This is a genomic window from Bradyrhizobium sp. RT6a (genome assembly GCF_040547675.1).
In the GTDB taxonomy this organism is placed as follows: domain Bacteria; phylum Pseudomonadota; class Alphaproteobacteria; order Rhizobiales; family Xanthobacteraceae; genus Bradyrhizobium.
In genome coordinates this window covers 698,940-719,929 of record NZ_JBEPQC010000004.1, presented here as the reverse complement: position 1 = coordinate 719,929, position 20,990 = coordinate 698,940, and the positions used below count along the sequence as shown (strand labels likewise).

Here is a 20,990-nt window from a genome sequence, read left to right as displayed (position 1 = left end):
CGCCGGGATATCGCAATCGCGCGCATATAAAACTGTAGCGATCGGCGGGTCGGGGTGAAACGTGCTCGGAGCTGACCTCTGGGCGAGCGACTGGGAGGACACAAGTCCAGACCAGGAGCTAAGAAACGTGATCGAGCGGCTTTTCCATACCCGGTATGACCTTGAAGCTCATAAAACTGAGGCACTGTCCGCCAGAAGGCGAATTATCGACATCCCTGGCCGGATCGAACAGGGACAACTCGAACTTGTTTAAGGCCCGCACGTCCTCGTTTTTCAGGCGTTCGACGATATCCCAGAGCTGATTGGGCGCCTCACCCTCGGCCACCGGATATTGAATCATGCGCTCGAAATAGTAACCCGACCAGCGTTCGCTTCGCCGAACCTTCTTCAGGACATTGTCGCGGAAAATATCGAAAAAGGCAGGTGCGCCATACGGCGGTAAAGGCCGGCAGGAAAAATGGCGTTTGCCACTGTCTCCACCGACTTGTCGCAGTCAGACAAGAACCCGTCGACGACCGCGACTCGGGCATCCCCCAGCGGGGCATGGGCGATCGGATCTGCGATATCAATGATCACGTTGTAGGCCGAGTGGCCCGGTCGATCGTCGACGGCGCGCACGGCTTGATAAGGCGAATTCGGAGGTGGCCTGATTTTCCCTGACCATCGCGAACTCACTCATGTTAAGGTGTTATGACAGCGTTCAGCGTGAGCGGGTCATGAGGACGAGCGACGTAACGTGCCCCGGGGGCGGCGCCGGTTTTTATCGACTAGAGTTGTGGTCTGAGCCAGGGCAGAAGGGCAAGTATCACTGCCCGTCCTGCAATAGCACCCTGGAGGCTTTTGATGAGACCAAGCGGATCGTTAACGGTTATCGGTCGAGCCGTCTGTCAGAGCGATTCCGCGTTCGGCAAACCGCAGCGTTTACTCAACTTGCGGAAGCCACCGACACGCTCCGTCGCCGGTTAGATGAGAGTTGACCGATTACAGCGGCCGGCCTGTGATGATTTTCGAAATGCACTCTTGCCTTCGGCTGCATTCCCCCGATCAAAAAGCGAACAAGCAGCGCGGATGGGTTGGCCACCGCTCGTTCGGCTGCTGCATGCTTCGCGCCGTCTGGCTCACGGCGAGATCCAGTCCTCCAGATGGAGAGCAAATGTTCGATCTATATCTGAACGATCGGCATAAATTTTTGGTCGTCGAGAAGGGAGCTTCCCTTCCCGCAAGTGCGTTCGGTAAATGGTGGAAAAAACGGCGGGTCACGAGCGTCAGCGAGGAGATCAAGTCGACCGTTCGGAAGCAGGGGTACTACATGCGAAAGCTGAGCGATAGGGCTGACGCCAAGGCTTCACGCCTTGCTCAAACATCTGAATGATCTGATCCGTGATATTCTGATGGGCATCGGCTATCATCCGCCTCTCCTCGTTGCCCGGATGCGCATGCAACCGGAGCCAGGCCAGCGTCAATGACCGGGGGTTGGCCGTCACAGGCCGGAAGACGTCGGGGTGGTGCGGGCCGGACGTAAGCGAAGCGCGCCAGCTAATCCGCATGCCTTTTTCTCATTTCATGTCGTGCGACCCAATGAAGAGTAACTAGCTGGGAGGAGCAGACGACAAGTGGAATTGCGGCGATGCTCAAGGGATCGCCACAATCTTCGGCGCGACCAAATGTTGGCCGTCCGCGACATTCGCCTTACTCTCCCCCCTCATAGAACAACTCCAGCGGCAGGCCGACCAGCGCCTTGCCGATCCAGTCCCGCGCGATCACGTTGGAGGGACCCATCGCGATCGCCGCACGCGCGTCGCGAAAGGAACGCTCGATCGGACCGCGATGGTAGCCATAGCCGCCGGTCACGGTCAGCGCCGCGGCTGCGACCTTGTTGGCGACCTCGGCGGCATGCACCTTGAACTCGGTCAGGGGAATCAGGATTTCGCTCTGCGGCTTGCCCGCGCGCCACAGATCGTCGAGCTTGCCGGCCAGCTCGTTGCGCCAAGGCCGCAAGGTCTCGACCAGCACCTTGGCGGCGCCGAGCTCCTGCCGGATCGCCTGGTAATCGGACAGGCTCTTGTTCTTGTCCTTGTGCACGAAGCTCGTAGTGTGCGCGACCGCCGCGTTCAGCGCCCCGCGCGCCACGCCTTCCCAGACAGCACCGAGCCCGATCAGATAGACCGGCGATACGCCGTCATAGATGATCTCTTTGCCCTGGCCTTCGGCGCCGAGCCGGTCGCGCTGCGGCACTTTCACATTGCTGTAGCGGATCGGACCCGAATGATTGGCCCGCACGCCGAGCGCATCCCACGGCCGTGACTCGATGCCATCAGCCTTGCCATCGACGATGAAGAACACGATGTCGGCCTGGTCCTTCGCGCCGGGCGTGCGCGTCTGCACCACGTAATAATCGGCCTGGCCCGAGCTCGTGGTGAACGACTTCTCGGCATTGACCAGATAGTCCTCGCCGTCGCGTGAGGCTTCGGAGAGGTTGTACCACCAGTGCCCGCCGGTGGCGCGTTCGCTGGTCGAATAGGTGCCGAGCAGGCCGCCATTGTTCGACTTCAGCCAACGCTCCTTCTGGTCGGTGCTGCCGAACAGGTTGATGGTCTGGGCCGCGCCGACATGCATCACATAGACGAGGCCAGTCGAGGCATCGGCCTGCCCGATGCGATAGGCGGCCTCGGCGAAGTCGACATGGCCGAGGCCGAGGCCGCCGTGCTGCACCTCGTTCAGCACGCCGGTCCAGCCGGCATCCGATAGCGCGCGGAGGTTTTCCCGTGGGAAGCGGCTCTCCTTGTCGTTGCGGTCGGCATTCACCTTCACCGTGGCGCCAATCGCCGCGTCGAGCCTTGCGTAGACGTCGTCGTTGCGGGCGAGATTGTCTTTGGCCATGATCGTTCTCCTGTCCGGGTTGATGTCAAGCGACAGCTTGGATCGGCTGTCCGTTCGGGTCGCCTTGCGACGATCCGCCGAGATAAAGCGTCTTGATGTCACCGCGCCGCCGCAGCTCGGCAGCCGCACCGGTGAGCACGCTGCGGCCACCCTCGAGCACGACGGCGTGGTCGGCAAAGCGCAGCGCAACCGTCGAGTTCTGCTCTGCGATCAGGATCGACAGGCCCTGCTCGGCATTGAGCTGCTTGAGCGCGCGAAAAATCCCCTCGACCACCAACGGCGCCAGCCCCATCGACGGCTCGTCCAGCACCAGCAGCCGCGGCCGCGACATCAGGGCGCGCCCGATCGCCGTCATCTGCTGCTCGCCGCCCGAGGTCAGTCCGGCCAGCGAGCGGCGCCGCTCCTTCAGCCGCGGAAACAGCGTGTAGACGCGCTCGAGATCATCAGCTGTCTCGGCGCGTGTCGCATCACGTCCAATTGCGCCGGTGACGAGATTTTCCTCGACCGTCAGCGACGCGAAGCAGTGCCGCCCTTCGAGCACCGGCACGATGCCCTCGCGCACCAGCGTGGCGGCCGATGCAGCGGCGAGATCGCGGCCATCGAAAACGATGCTACCAGCGGTGATCTGGCCGCGGCGGGCGGGCAGCAGCGCCGACACCGCCTGCAAGGTGGTCGATTTGCCGGCGCCATTGGCACCGAGCACGGCCACGATCTCGCCCGGCCGCACCGCAAGCGACACGTCGCTGACGGCGTGGATAGCGTGATTATAAGTCGCGGCCAGGCCTTCGACTGAAAGCAGGACTTCGCTCATGGTTCGGTCCGTGAGATTGCCGGCTGCAGGAGATTCAGGGCTCCCGCAGCCGGGCGTTCGGTTACTGGCTGACCGGGTCGTCGCCGGAGGTGCGGACCTTGATGCCGTGCTCTTGGGCATAGGCGACCGCGGATTTCTCGATGATGGGCCGCAGGGACGCCCAATCCGGCGCGATCCAGTCCGAAACCACCTTCCATTTCGCGCCGTCCCACTGCTGGAACGTGACCCGGCCGTCGCCCTCGTGATTGTCCCAGGTGACGTTGATCGAATGGAACAGGCCCTTGGCGCCGAGCGCTTCGACCCGTGCCGGATCGAGTTGCAGATGCTCGAAGCCCCAGCGCACCTCGTCGCCCGTCAGCGTGCGCTTGCCGAACTTGGCCTGCGCGATCCTGACAGCCTCGACATTGAGGATGCCGTTCACGATGCCGAGGTTGTGATAGACGCTGCCGATCCGCTTCTTGTCGTCGAGATTACCCTTGCCGGCGCCATAGACCGTCTTGATCACCTCCTGCAGCACCGGATATTCGGCACCGGAGGCCTGGGTGGTGATCGCGACGTAGCCCTTGGCGGCGTCGCCTGCGGGGATCACGTCCTCTTCCGAGTTGGACCAGACGTTGCCGATGATGTGGTCGGCCGGGAAACCGACCTTCTGCGCCGTCTTCAACGCCACCGGGTTCATCACGCCCCAGCCGCGCAGCACCACATAGTCGGGCTTGGCGCGGCGGATCGAGAGCCATTGCGACTGCTGCTCGTTGCCGGGATGCGGCACCTCGATCTGCTCAACGCTGAAATGATACTTGTCGGCGAGCAGCTTGTAGATCGGGATCGTCTCCTTGCCGTAGGGCGAGCCGTGATAGAGCACAACGATCTTCCTGTCCTTGAGCTTGTCGACGCCGCCTTCGCGGCCTGCGATGTAGTTCACGATGCCCGAGGTTTCGCTGTAGGGATTGAGCAGCAGCGGGAAGACGTAGGGGAAGACGCGTCCATCGGTCGAATCGGTACGGCCATGGTTGATGGTGATCAACGGCACCTTGTCCTTGGTGATGCGGTCGATCATGGCGTATGCGATGCCGACCGACAGTGGATTCCAGGCTGCGACGCCGCGCCGGTTCTTCAGACGCTCATAGACCTCGACGCCGCGTTCGACCTCGTACTGGGTCTCGCCCTCGTCCCAGGTCAGCTTGACGCCGTTGACGCCGCCGTCGCGGATGTTGATCAGGTTCAGATAGTCGATGAAGCCGCCGAAGAAGCCGGTGCCGCCGGCGGCATATGGGCCCACCCGGTAGCTTTGCAGCGGGAAAAACTGCTCGTCCGCGCTCGCCGCCGGCGCGCCGGCCAAAGCCAGCGCGCCCGCCACACCAAGAACGAACTTCAACTTCGCAAACTCCAAGTGTCGTAGTCTCGTCATCGTCTGCTCCTTCATTTGTCAGTCGTGGGAAGCGTCATGCTGTGGCCGCCCGGCGCACCGCTGCGCGAAAGCGGTCCCACAGCGCAATCAGTCCGCGCGGCTCGGCGATCAGGAATGCGATGATCAGCGCACCGATCACGATGCGCTGGCTCATCTCGAGCACGCCGGAATCGAACACGCCGCCGAGCAGCGCGACCCCGAGCCGCGACAGGATCAACGGGAACACCACGATGAAGGCCGCGCCGAGGAACGCGCCGCGCAGCGACGCCAATCCGCCGATGATGATGATGAAGAGGATCTGGAACGAGCGGTCGAGATTGAACCCGGCCGGCTCGACCGTGCGCAGATAGGCGAAGGCCCACAGCACTCCGGCGACGCCGATCAGGAACGAGGACACTCCGAACGCCGAGAGCTTGGTCCGAAGCAGCGGCACGCCGATGACCTTGGCGGCGACCTCGTGATCGCGGACGGCGATGAAGTTGCGGCCGGTCTGCGATTGCAGCAGCCGCAATGTCATGAACGTCGCCACAGTCACGACGGAGAGCGAGAACAGATAGCGTCCCGCGGCGCTGGTTAAGGCATAGCCGGCGATGTTGATCGTCGGCGCGTCGATCACGCCCGACGGGTTGTCGTTGGAGAACCAGCTGAACTTGGTCAGCGCCCATTGCACGAAGAACTGCGCGGCGAGCGTCGAGACCGCGAGATAGAACCCGCGCAGCCGCAGGCTCGGCAGCCCGAACACGATGCCGATGGCCGCCGCGACGAGGCCGGCCAGCACCAGGTCGAGTAACAGCGGCAGCGCGGGAATGCGGAGATGAAGATTGTAGGCGGCGTAGGCGCCGACCGCGAGGAACGCCGCCGAACCGAGCGACACCTGCCCCGCATAGCCGGTGAGGAGGTTGAGCCCGACCGCGGCGAGCGCAAGCGCGAGAAACGGCGTGAGCACCGCGTCCATTAGATAATCCGAACCGGCCAGCGGAATCACGCCGAATGCGATCACCGCGGCAACGCCGATTAGGATGCGTTCGGTGGCGGACGAGGTCCGCCGTGATGTTGAGGCTGCGCTCATGTCCTAGACCCTCTCGATCAGCTTCTGCCCGAACAGCCCCGACGGCCGTACCAGCAGGAACGCCAGCGCCACGACATAGGCTGCCCAGGCCTCGATGCCGCCGCCGAAAAACGGACCGACATAGACCTCCGCGAGCTTCTCGATCGCGCCGATCAACAGTCCGCCGACGATCGCACCCGCAATCGAATCGAAGCCGCCGAGCACGAGCACCGGCAACGCCTTCAGCACCACCAGCGACAGCGAGAACTGCACGCCGAGACGCGCGCCCCACAACAGACCGGCAACCAGGGCCACGATGCCGGCGACCGTCCATACGATGGCCCAGACGCGCGGCAGGCGCAGGCCGACCGCAAGCGCAGCGAAGGGGTCGTCGGCGACGGCGCGGAACGACAGCCCGGTCCGCGTGAAGCGGAAGAACAGCGCAAACAACGTCACCAGACTGCCCGCAACCGCCGCCGCGAACAGATCGAACCGGCTGATGAAGACGCCGGCGATGTCGAGCGGAACGTCGCTGACACCGATGTCCAGACCGTGGACCTGGGTGCCCCAGAGCAGCTGTGCCGCGCCCTCAATCACATAGGACAGCCCAAGCGTTGCCATGAACAGGGTGATCGGCGGCTGGTTGACCAGCGGCCGCAGCACCGTGCGCTCGATGGCGACGCCGAGCGCGACCATGATTGCCAGCGTCGCCAGCAGCGCCAGTGGAAACACGATGCCGCGCTCGACCAGGCTGACGAACGTCAGCGCGGCGAACAGCAGCATCGCCCCTTGCGCGAAGTTGAGCACGCCCGAGGTCTTGTAGATCACCACGAAGCCGATCGCGACCAGCGAATACATCACGCCCGACAGCAGGCCGCCGACCAACACTTCGACCAGGAATTGATAGTCGAACATCAGAGGGCGAGCTCCGTCTCGTCCTGATGTGCGACGCCAAGATAGGCGTCGACCACCGCCTGGTCGGCCCTGACCTGGTCGGGCGTTCCGTCGGCGATCTTGCGGCCGTAGTCGAACACCGCGACGCGATCGGACAGCCCCATGACGATGCCGATGTCGTGCTCGATCAAGATGATGGTGGCGCCATAGCTGTCGCGCGCGTTGCGCACATGCGCGGCCAGTTCTTGCTTCTCGCCAAGAGTGACGCCGGCGAACGGTTCGTCGAGCAACAGCAGCGCCGGCCGCGCGACCAGCGCGCGCGCCAGCTCGACGCGCTTCTGCAAACCGTAAGGCAAGGAACCGGCGGCGCGATCGCGCACCTCGCCGAGGTGCAGGAAGCCGATGACGTCTTCAGCGGCGGCAAGATTTTCCGCCTCGATCCGCCGCGCCAGCGGCGAGCCGGCGATCTGGCGCAGAAAGCCGGCACGGACGCGGTGCGCCAGCCCCATCAGGACGTTGTCGAGCACGGAAAGGCCCTTGAACACTGCCAGATTCTGGAACGTCCGCGCCACGCCATGCTGCGCCAGCCGCGCCGTCGGCACATGGGCGAAGGAATACTCGCCGAGCCACACCCGGCCCCGGTCGGGCCGGTAGAGCCCGCTGATGACATTGAGCAGCGAGCTCTTGCCGGCCCCGTTGGGCCCGATCACCGCGCGGATCTCGCCTTGCGCGACCTCGAGCTCGATGTCGCGCAGCGCGGCGACGCCGCCGAACGAGAGCGAGATGTCCGCAAGCGCAAGCACCGGCCGTGCGGCGTCATCGCCTCGCGGCGCGAGCAACCGGTCCCGCGTACCGGCTCGCCCGGCCAAGGGCGGGGAGAGCGCCGGCTCCACAAGGGCGCCATCCAGTGGAAGCACGCTCGCGCTTGCTGCGATCATCGTCACGCCAATCTTTCCCTGATCACTCGGCCGCCTGGACGTGCAGCGGCGCATTCGCTTCCAGCGCGCGGACCAGCGGAATGACGCGGCGGCCGAAATATTCGACCTCCTCCTGGAAATGCAGGAAGCCGAGCAGCACGAGGTCGACCCCGACCTCCTTAAGCGCGACGATGCGCTCGGCGATCTGCTCCGGCGTGCCGATCAGGTTGGTCTTGAAGCCGTCATTGTACTGGACGAGATCCTCGAAGCTCGATGTCGCCCAATTGCCCTGGCCTTCCGGCGAGGCCTTGCCGGCGTTCTTGACCTCGTGACCGAAGGCGTTGACGGCCTCCGGATCCGCGTTGGCGATGATCTCGTTCAGGACGGTGCGCGCCTCGGCCTCGCTGTCGCGCGCGATCGCGAACGCATTGACTGCGATCCGGACCGAATGATTGTTGGCCTTAGCCTTGGCCCTGATGTCGTCGACCTGCTTCTTGATCTCCTCGACCGAGTTGCCGTTGGTTAAGTACCAGTCCGACACCCGCGCCGCCATGTCGCGCGCCGCGCGCGAGCTGCCGCCCTGGAAGACCTCGGGCAGCGGCTCGGCGGGCTTCGGCTTCAGCGTGTAATCCGTGAAACGATAGAAATCGCCGCGGAAGGTGAAGTTGTCCTGCGTCCAGATCCCGCGCAACGCCCGGATGAACTCCTCTGAGCGCCGGTAGCGCTCGTCGTGGTCGAGCCAGGGCTCGCCGATTGCGGTGAACTCGCCGCGGAACCAGCCGCTGACGATCATGACGGCGACGCGCCCCTCGGTGAGCTGGCTGATTGTCGCGATCTGCTTGGCGGCAACCGCGGGATTCCACGGTCCAGGCAGCAGCGCCGCGATCACCTTCAGCTTCGTTGTCGCTGCGAGCAGCGCGTGGCTGAAGGCGACCGGCTCGTGCTGAAATTCTGCGCCGTAGCCGGCCGTAAAGCGGATCTGACTCAGGGCATAGTCGAACCCCGCCTGCTCCGCGATCTGCGCGAGCCGTCGGTTGTAGTCGATGTCCCATCCGGTGCGCTGCTCGATCTTGCTGATCACGAGGCCACCGGAGACGTTCGGCACCCAATAGGCGAATTTGATCTGATCATGGTTGGTGGTCATGGGAATTTTCCTCTGAGGGTTTGGATTTGGAGACGGATGTGACGCAGGCAGCACGAGGCATTCACGCTGCGCTTGCACCAGCGGGTGACGACGCGGCGCATACGAGCCGTCGGTGAGATTTGAATGAGTGAAAGGTTGGCGCGATCAGTTCTGATCCGCGCTGGCGCGCAATCGGCGCGTCAACAACACGCCGCGCGACACGAATTCAGCGACGCAAAGCAGTTTCGAGATCGATCAAGGAGGCCCGTGCAGGTCATTCGCATTCCCCTCGCAAGCACCATCGGCGAGCAATCAATACTCTCAGAGAAAACGGAGACGAGCGAGTCCAAGCCAAACTCTTTTTCAGCGAGTCCGGGGAAGCGGTATTCTTTTGTTGACGCAAAACGCGACGTTTGTTGCTGCGCAGCTGGAACTTCGCTCGCGTCGACGTACCTGCGTGGGTAGACGAGGCTGACTCACGACCCGATCATGAACTGATGTGATGAACAGCGTTTGGCTACCAAGCTAGCGTAGATTGGATCCGACTCCGCCAAGCTCGGTACGCGAAAACACGTCGCGGATTTTATCTCCAAAGGTGCCGTTTTAGAAAAGATCCTTCATCAAATTAATGAACCACTCGCCCTTCAACTCGGTGCGGCGCCTGTTGATGCGAGGCCAACTGTCCTGAGATCGAATCGCGTTACCGTCCCTTCCGGGTGTGCGCTAAGAGCTCCCACCAGCCGTGCACGAATTCAAATCGATGGGAGCGAACGTCGTCGACGGCATCGGCCGCCCCGCTGACTGCGATTTCGGATTTCAGTTCTAGATATTCGAGCGCTAGCGCGGAATGCTACCGGCTGTGTCAGCCGACAGTACCGCCCTGCTGGTGTCATTCCCGCATACGCGCGCGAATGGTCCACGGGTTCGTTCAATTTTGGCGCACTCATGAGCGTCGCCAACAGCAGGCATACGTCTGGCTGGTCCAGTTCGGGCGCAACGGCAGGCGCGCCGTAGGCAGATTGTCGGCCTCCTGCAAGCGTCTGCTGATGTCGGCTACTGCGTGAACGCGGGAATCCGTCGAGCGAATTGCTGAGCGTGCAGCCGCTTGGCGGGCCGCGCCACTCGGGCCGGGAAAAAAGGACGCCGGGATAGAACCGGCGCGAGTTTGCACGTCACCTCGGGATTCAGCATCCCTACAACTCAATACGGTCCGAGTTCAGGATAGGAACGCGCGTCTACAAAGACATTGACGGTCAGTTCAGAAACTTCACAGCGAGACGGCGCTCATCACGCCATACAACGGAGCAATCAATATCCAAGCCAGCACCTGGAACACGCAGGCCGAAAGCCGCGGGCACGAAAGGCGCGTTATCGATTTGGACGATCGCAGAGGAATCCGTGAGGTGGCGGACCTTGCACCGCACAGGACTGCCGTCCACCAATATCTGCGCAGCATAGACGTTACGTCGCCGCTCGTTCGCCACGTCTCGCAGTCTCCCCCGCTCTAGCGCGCGGGAGATATTGATCGACGATTCCAGTCTCAAATGAGGCTAGACCATGGTTTCATTGCTAGGCCGGGAGCTTTTTCTCCAGCGCGGCCGACGCCGCCAGGGCCAGATCCTGCGCTGCCACGGCCTTGTGCTCACCGGCTTTGCGATCGCCCCAACCGTTCGCAGCGGCGATGCCGCGCGTGGTCAGGCCATCGAGAGAATCCTCAAGCACATGGAAGTGTTCGCCAAGCCCGGCCCTGATGTCTGGCCGCACAAATGAGTGGATCAAGGTCAACAACCGGACGCATCCGGCTATGAACTGGGTTAAAGATGCGCTGTCAGCCTAAAGGAGGGAGGTCAACTCAGTGGCACGAGTAAAGCTTCGCGCCCCCCTAGACCCCGACGTGTCTTGTCGACGCAGGGGCCGGGATATTTGAGCTGCCGCTTCCGTGAGGCGCAATTCCGCCCGACATCCCAATGTTCAACTTGGTAGCGCCCCCTCCTGTGACGTTCCGTCGTCCAGGAGCGACACTTCGCCGAGCATCTTTGCCCCACTACACGTTCATCCTCCGCAATAACTGCCCTGATAAAACCAGCCTGGGATTTGGCCCAGTTCGCTGCGAAGGCCCTCCGGCAGGTCACCAGCAGAGAACGCGACAGGCCATATCACCCAGCCGTCGACGCAACCAGACGCGGCTCGGACAGCTTTCCAAAACAATCCGCGCCTTCTCCTCCTCAGACCAGCGCCGGCGCCGGCCCCTCTCCACCACCTCAAGTCGATTCAGCGCACTGATCGTATGGCTGTCCATACGTACAGTTCTCGACCATCAGACTAGCCCGCCGCAAGGGGTCTCGACAGCGATGCCGAGCGAACCGATCGGTGACACCATCATCGATGTCGGCGACTGCGATCTTGGCCAGCGTCAGCCATTGCGCGAGGTGACGGGCTGCGGCGTCATAGCCGCTCACCGTCAAGCTCGCATGCCCCAACCCCGTCAGGTGTCGTGCGAACTCCGTCACCAGCGGGGCGAGATCGCCCGCGTCCATGCAGCGCTGCCCGTGGCGGTGACTCTCACTCGACTCGGCCATTCGTTGTCTCCCTTTCGTTGCCATCAAGGCAGGAAGGGAGGCCTCAGATTATGCGGAGTGAGGAAGAGGGCACCAGGAACTAAACTGTTGATAACGAAGCGGGTCTCGGATCGAACGACCGCGCACTCAGCATAATCGTGGGCTCCACATAATTGCGGAAGTCGACCGGCTTGGTTGCCACCATCACCCGGACAGTGCCGGACGGGCCGATCACCGGCTTGCCTTCAACGCATGGACGATGGCCGCAATCATCGCCACGTCCGCGCCTTGGCCGACCCGGATAGTGACGCCTTCGGCTTCGATCTCGATGCCCCCAACATCCGGCTTGACCTTCCGTCGCGCTGTCTTGCGCTCACGGCCCGCAACCGCGACCGGCGCCATAGCGTCTACCACCGCCGGTACAAACTGCGGATCGTTAGCCATCGGCGCCGGCTGCCGGCGCGCTTGCCGGCGCCAAGTGAACACTTGTTGTGGGGTCAGCCCGTGTCGCCGGGCAATCTCGGAAACGACCGCGCCTGGTACCAGCGTCTCCTCGACAATCCGGGCCTTGTCCTCCTTGGAGAACCAACGACGTCGTCCCGTCTCCGTGATCCTTCCAGCCGGCGCGCCGTTACATCCGACTTAAGCGTATGGCCAAACATAGACACAAACCGATCCCTTCAAAGAGATCGTGAAACTCGCCAATCCCATTTGCCTCGAAAAGGTGGGTGCGGAACGACGCTTACGACCAGGCGAACCCATGCGGTGATACATGGGACGCGGGGCTCGACGGAGTCCGGCTACGCCGCGATCCAGCGTGATTTCGGCTATATGCGCCGCATTCCCTTGCCGAACGCGAGATAAGAGCGGCGAATGTCACCTGAAGTTGTACTAAATTGGTGATGTGGTTGCCGCTTTTAGCGAACTCTTTTGGGGCTTCAATATGAAGAGACTTCTGGGATTCTTGCTGCTCGCCCATTCGTTCTTTCTTTCCGCCGAGGTCATGGCGCAGGGACTTCCTGCTCCCTCATACTGGAAGAATGAACGAGGTTCAGAACTGTTTGTTTGGTCCGCCAATAGCGGGGCAATACAAGGGACTTTCACAAACCATGCTCAAGGGTTTGCGTGCCAAGGCATCCCTTATCCTGCATCGGGAGCCGCTAGTGCAACCGGACTGTATTTTGTTGTTACTTTTGCCCAGTGCAATTCCTTTACCCGCTGGGTTGGAAAAATTAACGGGTCTCAAATGCCAACGTCATGGACGCTCTTCTACGTTGACAAGAACGGCAAGCCAGGCAAGTTGAAGGGCGCGGATATATTCACGCGCGTATGGTAGCTTTCAATCTTCTCGCAATCTCGCGACATTAGAAGGGAACTCAGTCTCGGGAGTTTTGGCCTCGATCTCTTGATGCAGGGCCCCTTTCCCAAAGCTCCGGGCTGTCCAGGATCAATCAGGTTTGATGCTTGGCGCCCCGCAGTCCTGCCGGAACGAACGGGGAATAACATCACGAACCTCTCCCGAGATCCGAAAGGACAGTCTAAGCCTGGGTCCAAATTGCGGGACGAGCCACCCGCTTGCGGTAGCTTTCACTGAACGGCATCAAGGTCTTGGGAAACTATGATCTGATGGGGGTTGTCGAGCTTGTCGCATCTGACAACAGTGCGCTCATTAACTCGGCGATCGCCGCGTTGACCTCGGCGAGGCTGTGGAAGATCCGGTGGCGCAGCCGTCCGAGCAGCCAGCGCTGGACCATGAGGACCGCCTGCTCGACCTTGGCCTTGTCCCGTGGCCGTCGTGGCCTGGCCGGCAGAATGGCGGTGCCGTAATGCTCCGCCATATCGGCGTAGCTGCGGTTGATCTGCGGATCGTAGAGGCAGGCCTTGATCACCGCGACCTTGGTGTTGTCCGGCACCAGCAGTGCCGGCACGCCGCCGATCGCCTCGAAGGCGCCGACGTGCCCGCTGATCCAGTCGGCGAGGCCCTGCGTCCAGGTCGCCTGCGCGTAGGTGAAGCTCGATGCGCCGAGCACCGCGACGAAGATCTGCGCGGTGCGCCGTTCGCCGGTGAACCGGTCGATCACCACCGGCACGCCGTCGCCGGCATAGTCGACGAACAGCTTGTCGCCGGCCGCATGCGACTGGCGCATCGTCACCGACAGCCGGCCTTCCAGGCCCGGTAGAGCTCGCAGAACCGCGAATAGCGATACCCGCCGGGTTCGCCCGCGATGTACTCCTCACACACAATCGACAGTGTCACGTGCTTGCGCTTGAGCTCGCGATGCACCGCCGGCCAGTCCGGCTCGGCCTGCCGCCGATGGCCCCGCCGGGTGCCCGGACCGGCGCTGGCGAACGGCCGGGCCTCCAGCACCGTGTCGGTGACGTCGTCGGGCAACGGCCAGGTCAGCCCCGCCGCCTCGAACCGGCGGATCGTCAACCGCACCGTCGAAGGGGGCCGTGCCGACCCGCCGCGCAATCTCGCGGGTCGGCATCCCGGCCGACTTCAATCTGATCACATCGCGCACATGCGCATCGCAAACCTCTCCGTCGGCATCCAGGCCCCCCTTCGCAAAACCGAAAGGCGGGACCGTATCGGAGCCAGAAGAGGCCTCGTCACCCCGGTCATCCCGGAATGGTGGGCGAGATCATCTCGGAATGGTGGGCGACATCAAATCGGAACGGTGGGCGAGATCATTCCGGAATGGTGGGCGACATCGAGCGGAATCAGCAAGTACCCATTCGAACTGACAAACCCACGTCACTCCTGTAATAACGGCAGCCTAAGTCCAATCCTGAGATCGCAAATTTGGATCCACGCCCTCGAGGAACAGCTCGACCGGCAAGCCGTCACCGATCTGCTGCCGAGCAATCACATTCGGCGGTCCCGTGGCGATGCTGCGCGCACGGAAGAGCCTTGATGGGACCGCGGCGGCATATTCAGATTGGATTTCTGGCGCGCTCTGCCGATCGCTTTCTGCATCGTCTTCCGCAGGACGATGAGAAACGGAGACTTTGCGGCATTTATCTAATCCTTCGGCTGGCGCTATTCTGAAGGCATCCTATAGTGTCACGGCTCTCGAGAAGTTCGCGTTCGCCCATATTGATAACAAGATCATGGCGCGCGATCTGGTCCCCCGACAAGCTCCGCTTGCGCCGATCCAGAGAGAGAGAGAGAGAGAGAGAGAGAGAGAGAGAGAGAGAGAGAGAGAGAGAGAGAGAGAGAGAGAGAGAGAGAGAGAGAGAGACGCTGTTGGCCTCATGCATTTTGATCGGAGGAGCGCAGGAGAATTTCGATATGGACGAAGGAGCTCGCTTCTCCAAGTCGCGGCTTGGCTCAGCCAGCAATTTTCATTTGCGTCAGCGCGATTGTCTTCCTTGTCGTTGGAAAGCGTACATCGGATTAACACCGCAATATGCGTATGTACCGGATGCAGTAGCCATGCACTGGCTATAGGTTGAGAATTGGCAGTTGCCCGAATACCCCCAACTACGTCCCTGAAGGCAATAAACGTCCTGGCGAGCCGGTGAGGTGTACGAACGAACCCGCGAAGCAGCGTCCGAAGGCAATCCAAAGCCGACGAGAATGGGAAGTGCTAGCACTCTGATAGCGAGAAGATAGCGTGTGAGACCTCCTACCTTCGTTGGGGTCGCTGAAGCACAGAGGATCCGAATTGGACCGTTTGCGATCTTAGTGAATGGCAGATAGCCGGACCAGCCCGTCAGGCATCGCCAGAAATCCAGAAATAGAGTTCAGCGTGACCGGAGCCCGCGAGCGCGACAGACCTGAGCGGGACATTGGATACAAACAAGGACCATGCAATAAGAGCGCCATAACGGACGGCACTGGCCGAGATCGGGTCATTTCCAGAAAATCGGCTGCATCTCGGCGCAGCCTTTCTGCGGCTGTCCCCGGCGGAGCGCATCTTTTAAGCGCGAGTGGGCACATCCGCGCGGTGGAAAACTCGTGTCTTAGGCGGATGTACGACCCGCGGTCTTCGCTTCGTTCACGTTGACGAGGACCGTGCACGCCAACATCATCGACATCCTGGGAGGCACACGTGGTGTCGAGGATCTATCGCGCCATCATCGCAGCTTTTTGGACAGCGTTTCGCGACCAATCTGCTTGAGCCGCTCCGGCCTCGTCTCACCTGTGCTGGCAGCTTCCAGAATCTTCGAGGCGACATCAACGCGAGCGCCTGTCTCGTACCGGGAAAGGCTTGCGCAGACCTCGTCGAGGACCGAGCGTAGAAGCGCAGTTGTAGCGGCGTTTAACATTTGGAGATCCCACAGTCTCAATCAGGGGGACGATGTAGATTTGCGGTCACTCCACAGCGATCAATCAGAACTTGCGAGACCGGGTCCAGCCCTCGTCTAATGGGCTCGGTGGAAGCCAGGACCAATCCGCCCGCCCAGGTCGTCGACGAGGAAAGCAACCAAGAGTAGAGATCGGCGACAATGGAAGGAGAAGCTGACAAATACGCTACATCCAGATGTCTTTTTCAAGCTATGGCATGCTTTACTTAAATTGAAGAGAACGCGATGGCGATACGGCTGTCGATGCGGCCAGCGCGACACCTGCTGTCGATCCATGCGCGGCGGCTATCGCGTGAATATCCGAATATTGCGCTTGATTACTCAACGCGAGATCATGAATCTGGACGGGAGCGACTCGCGGGTTTGACCTGCAAGGTTGAAAGCGGATTGGGTGCGTGTAAGCCTTAGCCTGCGGCAACGATGGACGGCGTAGCAAACACGCGTCAGACGGGCCCGGCCCTCCGGAGGAGGTCGAGCGTCATTGCCTGGCGGCGCCCACGCCGGCGCTTCCTCTGAGGCGACTGAGAAGCTCGCCTGGCCAGTCGGCTTGTCGATTGGCATTGCCATAATACCAACCGCCCTGTAAACGAGCTTCCGCACAGTCCGGGGTGTCTATCAGCGGTCGCCCGCAGCGGGGCCTGTAGCTCAATGGTTAGAGCCGGCCGCTCATAACGGTCTGGTTGCAGGTTCGAGTCCTGCCGGGCCCACCAGCCTTCGCTCGCGAGGCGAGCAAAGCAGTCACGCAGAGCCTGAAAAGTGAAGGCGGGCAATGTAGCCTACGAGCAACGATGTAACGCTTGAGCACTTTGGCCCAGCACTGATACGGTCAATCAACGAAGGGGTCGGGGCGGATGAGCCAGTTTCTAATTCAGGGCTATTTCAATGAGTTAGATCGTATCCGTACAGCCTCCGGCGCTACCCGTGAATCGGTCGTACGCGAAGCCTTCAAGGACCTGCTCAAACAATGGGGCCGCCAGCAGAACCTAGTGTTCATAGCAGAGCACGAGCACATCACGCCGGCGAAGGACCGCTGTTACGTTGACGGCGCGCTCCTTCATGAAATCCGCGTGCCCTTCGGCTACTGGGAAGCCAAGGACACCGACGACAAGCTCGACGAAGAAATTGAGAAGAAAAAACGCAAAGGCTATCCGCAGGACAACATTATATTCGAAGACAGCAGTCAGGCCGTTCTGATCCAAAATCGACAAGAGGTGATCCGATGCGAGATGCTCGATGCGCCTCGCCTTGAAAAACTTCTATCGCTCTTCTTCAGCTACGAACGGAAAGAGATCGCCGCGTTCAGGCAGGCTGTGGAGCAATTCAAGGTCGACCTTCCCTCTGTCCCCCGAGGACTGCGAGAAATGGATCAGCGCCCTCCCCGCGCTCAAGGAACTGATGAATCGGTTTTTCTCGGTGCACGCAAAATCAGAACGCGAATTTCAGCAACTCGTTGCATGGGAAAACAATCGATCTCCGGTAGCCAACTCGAGCGAATATTTCACTACGGATATCGAATACGCGGACGCGAGCCAAAAAGCGCGCGGCTGGACATGTTGGGTCTCAAATGGCTCAGCACCAATCGAAAGGATGGCTCGAAGTGCACTCCGGTCTTCATAGAGATGAAGTATGGCATTGACGCCTACGACGGAGAGGCGGGGATCAAAAAGCACATCCAGGATCTGCAATCGATACTGAGTGATCCGGCGAAGGTTCACGAACTGAGCCAGACGATAGCGGATCAATTCAATCAGCTTTCGGAATTGAATCTCATCAGTTTCGGTCTCTGGCCGACCTGAGGTCGTCTTTCTGCTCGCCAATCATAATCCCAGGAGCAGGAAACTGCTCAACATCGTTCAGTCGATCGACGAACCTAAGAGCTTTGATCTACGTTTCTTCTCTGCCGCATTTGCCGGCTACGGCATGCACGATGTCTGTATGATGACCCTGCAAGAGTTCCGGAAGCGGCTCGGCCACCCTGCGCCCTCACGCGATCCGTAGGCGGGGAGAAGCTTCCTCTCGCTTTACAAAATGCTTTGCCTAGCCATTCCGCGGAACAATTCGTCCTATTTGCACGCCACAGCTACCCAGCCGCAATATCTGCGCTCTCGATCCCTTTCTTGCTCGAGAAGCCTCGAACCTAATGCCCTAGACCAATCACGGTCCAGGGCAAAGGCATGAGCGGCAAGCGCGAAGCGAGTCGGATCGAGCGATTACGGGCGCCGGATGGTCTGGAAAAGCCGCTCGCGGCGAAGCGCCGTCGCAAGAACCGTGGCATGCCGCCGCCCGCGACGTTCGATATCGATACGCTGCCGGGCAGCTCCAACTTGACCGCATTAGAGGCGGCAGCGGTCATCCGGCGGACGCCCGGCGCACTTGAGCAGTGGAGGCGCGACCCGAACCACCCGCTGAAATGGCGCTACGTCGACGGCCGGCCCCTCTATCGTGTCGATGCGGTGCGCGACTATCTGGCCAAATGTGATGAGACCCCTAGGAGGCTTCAGCCGCATAATGCTCACGGAGACGGCCAAGGAGCTCGGCCTTAATGGGGTCAAGCGGATTCGTCCGCAGCAGCCGCACCACCTTGCCGACCCGTTCCGCGCCGACTAACTGCGCGATGTAGTCATGAGCCGCTTCGAACGCCATCTTGCGGATGATCCACTGTTCGTCGTGATTATAGACCTGATCGATTCCACGCGGCTTTTGCCCCACGCATAGCCGTTGGATTTCGTTGTCGTAGCCGCAACGAGACATGATGGTTCGCAAGCTCCGCCTTAAGTCATGCATGGTGAACTTGGCGACAGCCGCTTCCTTGATCAGACGGTTGACCATCTTGGTGAAGCCCGACATCTGGCCGCCGGTCTTCGGTGACGGGAAGACATAGTCGGACGTTGCGCGCTGGAAGTGTTTCGCGGCGGTAAGCACCTCGTCAACAAGATGGGTGCGCGGCACGTCGTGGTGTAGGCCCATTTTGGTCCATGCCGCATCGAAGGTGATGCGATCATCCATGATGTGCTTTTGCCACTCGATCATAGTTGGTTCGCTGCGACGCGGACCACCGAGTAGGCACATGCGTGTCAACAGCCCAAAAGCCCCGAGTTTGCCGGATGCATGCCAAACCTTGATGATCTCCTCATCGATCAGCGCGCGGCCCTTCGTTCGGCGCCCGACCCTCTGTGCACGGGTTTCCTTGGGCGCGCGATAGCCGGCGAGCACGTTGTGCTCCACATAACCTTCGCCTACACACCATTCGAGGAAGGTGTGCGTGTGCTTGCGCACGTCCTTGGCGGCGCCGCGCTTACCGGTCTTGGCGATCCTGTCCACCGTCGCCATGATTTGCCGTCGCGTCAGCTCGCCGATGGCGAGATCGAAGTGATCTTTGAGACCGCGTCGCAACGCCGACATTGCCGGTTTCCAGTTGACGACTTGGCGTCCGGTCAGGGACGTTTCGTAGGGGCCATCTTCAATGATCAGGGTCGCCAGCGTGGTGCACTGCCTCTCTGCCAGTTGTTGTCGCTTTGCCTCGCGTTTGGCCTCGTTCGGATCGACTCCAATGACCACCTCGCCGGCGGCGACGGTAGCGGCCTTGCGCGCGGCCTTCTCATTGAACTTGGGCCATGCGCCCAGCGTCTTGCGTTGGGTGCCTCTCGTCCCAGGCTTGGTGAACAGGAAGACCCAGGTCCGCCCGCCAGTCGCGCGCATCCTGATGGCAAGCCCCGGCTGCTCTGTGTCGTGCAGATAGTACTGCGACTTGCCCGGCGGCAGCGTGGCTGCACGTATCGCAGCGTCAGTGAGCCTCAGGTAGTTCGTCGTCACTTCGGCTCTGAGACCCTTCTCGCTGTTTTCCATTGTTTGTGCCCTTACTCCTTGTGCCCCGGGACACGTCGAAGGAGATCCAAGAAACGGGTCATAAACCGTTCCCTCCACGTTCCCAGCTCTGTTGTGCCCCACGGGAAAATTTACGCAGGGCACGGCAGGGGCATACAAAATGTAGGAAGGCCAGCTATGGCCTCCTATGGGCCAATATGACCTGAAATCCCTGCGCTGCAAGGACTTTTGTAATAAAACTATGGCTTGATTAGGTCAGCTAAGGCCTACAGATTGTGGTTCACACGGGAGAGGTCCAAGGTTCGATCCCTTGTGCGCCCACCATTCAAACCCTTTGTTTTACAGGGTTCTTTGCTAAGTTCTCCTCGGTTCCAATGTGCATTTCGTTACGCTTTTGGACGTCAAAACACGAACGGATACGCCCAGAATCCGCCCAGTGATTGGGGCCGGTCTTCATAGCGACCAGGGGGAAGATTTTCGTGCTCGTTGAGTGCTGTAACGGCAGCACGCATACCCACGCCGTAATGAGCTGCTTGGCTCACCCTCTTAGGCACTCATGCTGCGCCCCGCACCCCCTAGGAAGGGGCACCCCGAAGAACGGTCAGAACGCGGCAGTATCCTGCCGCCATGCAATTACTTCCACTTGGCTAACAGATGCCGACAAAAGCGCGCATGATGTGCCCGGCTTGTCTCGGCGATCGAACCGCAACCGGGCCAGCGCGGTATCTCGCCCCTCGGTCATGGGCGCCCAACGCACCAAGTCGTCGAGTGCAAGTCTTGCGAACGAACAATGCAGTAGCGCGCCGGTGTAGCGTTGTATGGTTGGTGTAGGGTTGCGGACGATCGTACACCGCTCGAAAGGAAAACAATATCAAGAGGTTAAAAAGTGCGGGTGTAGGGATGTATGGTTGGAAGCCGGCCGAGCCTTCTTTTTTAATTTGTAGTCCGGGAGAGACAAAGAACACTTTCTCATGTGTGCGTATAGACTCAACCCTACATCCCTATACTAGGATGGAATAAAGGTATGAAACATAAAGAGAAAACGCTGATGTAGGGTTTGTCGTAACCCTACACCGTCCCTACATCCCTACACCGAAGCAAAAGACGACATCAATTCCAACGAAAGCAATGGCGTGCTCCATCTTAGACGCGTTGGTGTTGGAATTAGTTGATGCGGTAGATGAGTTGAGATTGCCCTTTGCTGTAATCATGCCC

Annotated in this window: 20 protein-coding genes, 1 tRNA gene and 1 pseudogene; 5 read left to right on the top strand and 17 right to left on the bottom strand. The window is 60.8% G+C overall.

Annotated features, from left to right (window positions below; translation table 11 throughout):
* Window positions 1-118: 118 nt before the first annotated feature.
* Entirely contained in the window at window positions 119-340 is a 222-nt protein-coding gene (locus tag ABIC03_RS25255; RefSeq protein WP_354061949.1) for a hypothetical protein, read from the bottom strand.
* Window positions 341-387: 47 nt separating this feature from the next.
* Window positions 388-618, bottom strand: coding sequence for a hypothetical protein (locus ABIC03_RS25250; protein ID WP_283017631.1), 231 nt, complete (start codon window positions 616-618; stop codon window positions 388-390).
* Between the two features lie 355 nt (window positions 619-973).
* On the opposite strand from ABIC03_RS25250, the gene ABIC03_RS25245 reads away from it, so the two are divergent.
* Window positions 974-1,372 (top strand): hypothetical protein, encoded by a 399-nt coding sequence (locus ABIC03_RS25245; RefSeq protein ID WP_354062038.1) that lies wholly within the window; start codon window positions 974-976, stop codon window positions 1,370-1,372.
* Here ABIC03_RS25245 and ABIC03_RS25240 read toward each other — a convergent pair.
* From ABIC03_RS25240 to tnpA, 11 genes are all read right to left on the bottom strand, one after another.
* Window positions 1,278-1,547 (bottom strand): ArdC-like ssDNA-binding domain-containing protein, encoded by a 270-nt coding sequence (locus ABIC03_RS25240; protein ID WP_354061946.1) that lies wholly within the window; start codon window positions 1,545-1,547, stop codon window positions 1,278-1,280. The genes ABIC03_RS25245 and ABIC03_RS25240 overlap by 95 nt on opposite strands.
* A gap of 142 nt (window positions 1,548-1,689) precedes the next feature.
* Window positions 1,690-2,880 carry an acyl-CoA dehydrogenase family protein gene (locus ABIC03_RS25235; RefSeq protein WP_283017633.1) on the bottom strand — a complete coding sequence of 397 codons (1,191 nt, stop codon included), beginning with the start codon at window positions 2,878-2,880 and terminating at the stop codon, window positions 1,690-1,692.
* A gap of 25 nt (window positions 2,881-2,905) precedes the next feature.
* On the bottom strand, window positions 2,906-3,691 hold the full coding sequence (locus ABIC03_RS25230; protein WP_283017634.1) for an ABC transporter ATP-binding protein: 786 nt from the start codon (window positions 3,689-3,691) through the stop codon (window positions 2,906-2,908).
* 61 nt (window positions 3,692-3,752) lie between these two features.
* On the bottom strand, window positions 3,753-5,099 hold the full coding sequence (locus ABIC03_RS25225) for an ABC transporter substrate-binding protein (RefSeq protein WP_354061943.1): 1,347 nt from the start codon (window positions 5,097-5,099) through the stop codon (window positions 3,753-3,755).
* A gap of 34 nt (window positions 5,100-5,133) precedes the next feature.
* Window positions 5,134-6,168 (bottom strand): branched-chain amino acid ABC transporter permease, encoded by a 1,035-nt coding sequence (locus ABIC03_RS25220; protein WP_283017636.1) that lies wholly within the window; start codon window positions 6,166-6,168, stop codon window positions 5,134-5,136.
* A gap of 3 nt (window positions 6,169-6,171) precedes the next feature.
* Window positions 6,172-7,062: a branched-chain amino acid ABC transporter permease gene (locus ABIC03_RS25215; protein ID WP_354061941.1), complete on the bottom strand. Its 891-nt coding sequence runs from the start codon at window positions 7,060-7,062 to the stop codon at window positions 6,172-6,174.
* Window positions 7,062-7,979, bottom strand: a complete 918-nt coding sequence (locus tag ABIC03_RS25210) for an ABC transporter ATP-binding protein (protein ID WP_354062036.1) — start codon at window positions 7,977-7,979, stop codon at window positions 7,062-7,064. The genes ABIC03_RS25215 and ABIC03_RS25210 overlap by 1 nt, the downstream gene beginning before the upstream one ends.
* A 22-nt stretch (window positions 7,980-8,001) precedes the next feature.
* Window positions 8,002-9,102 (bottom strand): dimethylsulfone monooxygenase SfnG, encoded by a 1,101-nt coding sequence (gene sfnG / locus ABIC03_RS25205; RefSeq protein ID WP_283017638.1) that lies wholly within the window; start codon window positions 9,100-9,102, stop codon window positions 8,002-8,004.
* 1,548 nt (window positions 9,103-10,650) lie between these two features.
* Entirely contained in the window at window positions 10,651-10,869 is a 219-nt protein-coding gene (locus ABIC03_RS25200) for a hypothetical protein (protein ID WP_354061938.1), read from the bottom strand.
* A 473-nt stretch (window positions 10,870-11,342) separates the two neighbouring features.
* Entirely contained in the window at window positions 11,343-11,660 is a 318-nt protein-coding gene (locus ABIC03_RS25195) for a hypothetical protein (RefSeq protein ID WP_354061936.1), read from the bottom strand.
* A 210-nt stretch (window positions 11,661-11,870) separates the two neighbouring features.
* Entirely contained in the window at window positions 11,871-12,251 is a 381-nt protein-coding gene (tnpA, locus tag ABIC03_RS25190; protein ID WP_354062034.1) for an IS66-like element accessory protein TnpA, read from the bottom strand.
* A 331-nt stretch (window positions 12,252-12,582) separates the two neighbouring features.
* Here tnpA and ABIC03_RS25185 point away from each other — a divergent pair, with 331 nt between their 5' ends.
* Window positions 12,583-12,975 carry an avidin/streptavidin family protein gene (locus ABIC03_RS25185; RefSeq protein WP_283017645.1) on the top strand — a complete coding sequence of 131 codons (393 nt, stop codon included), beginning with the start codon at window positions 12,583-12,585 and terminating at the stop codon, window positions 12,973-12,975.
* Window positions 12,976-13,297: 322 nt separating this feature from the next.
* Here ABIC03_RS25185 and istA read toward each other — a convergent pair.
* The 3 genes and pseudogenes from istA to ABIC03_RS25170 all read right to left on the bottom strand — a co-directional run.
* Window positions 13,298-14,128, bottom strand: a pseudogene (istA, locus tag ABIC03_RS25180) (IS21 family transposase); the annotation flags it as partial.
* Between the two features lie 865 nt (window positions 14,129-14,993).
* A complete protein-coding gene (locus ABIC03_RS25175; protein WP_354062032.1) occupies window positions 14,994-15,203 on the bottom strand; it encodes a DUF3551 domain-containing protein in 210 nt (69 codons plus the stop codon).
* Between the two features lie 516 nt (window positions 15,204-15,719).
* Window positions 15,720-15,911: a hypothetical protein gene (locus tag ABIC03_RS25170; RefSeq protein ID WP_283017651.1), complete on the bottom strand. Its 192-nt coding sequence runs from the start codon at window positions 15,909-15,911 to the stop codon at window positions 15,720-15,722.
* Window positions 15,912-16,584: 673 nt separating this feature from the next.
* Here ABIC03_RS25170 and ABIC03_RS25165 point away from each other — a divergent pair.
* From ABIC03_RS25165 to ABIC03_RS25155, 3 genes are all read left to right on the top strand, one after another.
* Window positions 16,585-16,660 (top strand) — tRNA-Ile (locus ABIC03_RS25165).
* Window positions 16,661-16,801: 141 nt separating this feature from the next.
* Entirely contained in the window at window positions 16,802-17,746 is a 945-nt protein-coding gene (locus ABIC03_RS25160; RefSeq protein WP_354061934.1) for a hypothetical protein, read from the top strand.
* Between the two features lie 378 nt (window positions 17,747-18,124).
* Window positions 18,125-18,493, top strand: a complete 369-nt coding sequence (locus ABIC03_RS25155) for a hypothetical protein (protein ID WP_354061932.1) — start codon at window positions 18,125-18,127, stop codon at window positions 18,491-18,493.
* On the opposite strand, the gene ABIC03_RS25150 is transcribed toward ABIC03_RS25155, so the two are convergent.
* Complete coding sequence (locus tag ABIC03_RS25150; protein WP_354061930.1) at window positions 18,438-19,796, bottom strand: tyrosine-type recombinase/integrase; 1,359 nt, start codon at window positions 19,794-19,796, stop codon at window positions 18,438-18,440. The genes ABIC03_RS25155 and ABIC03_RS25150 overlap by 56 nt on opposite strands.
* Between the last annotated feature and the right edge of the window lie 1,194 nt (window positions 19,797-20,990).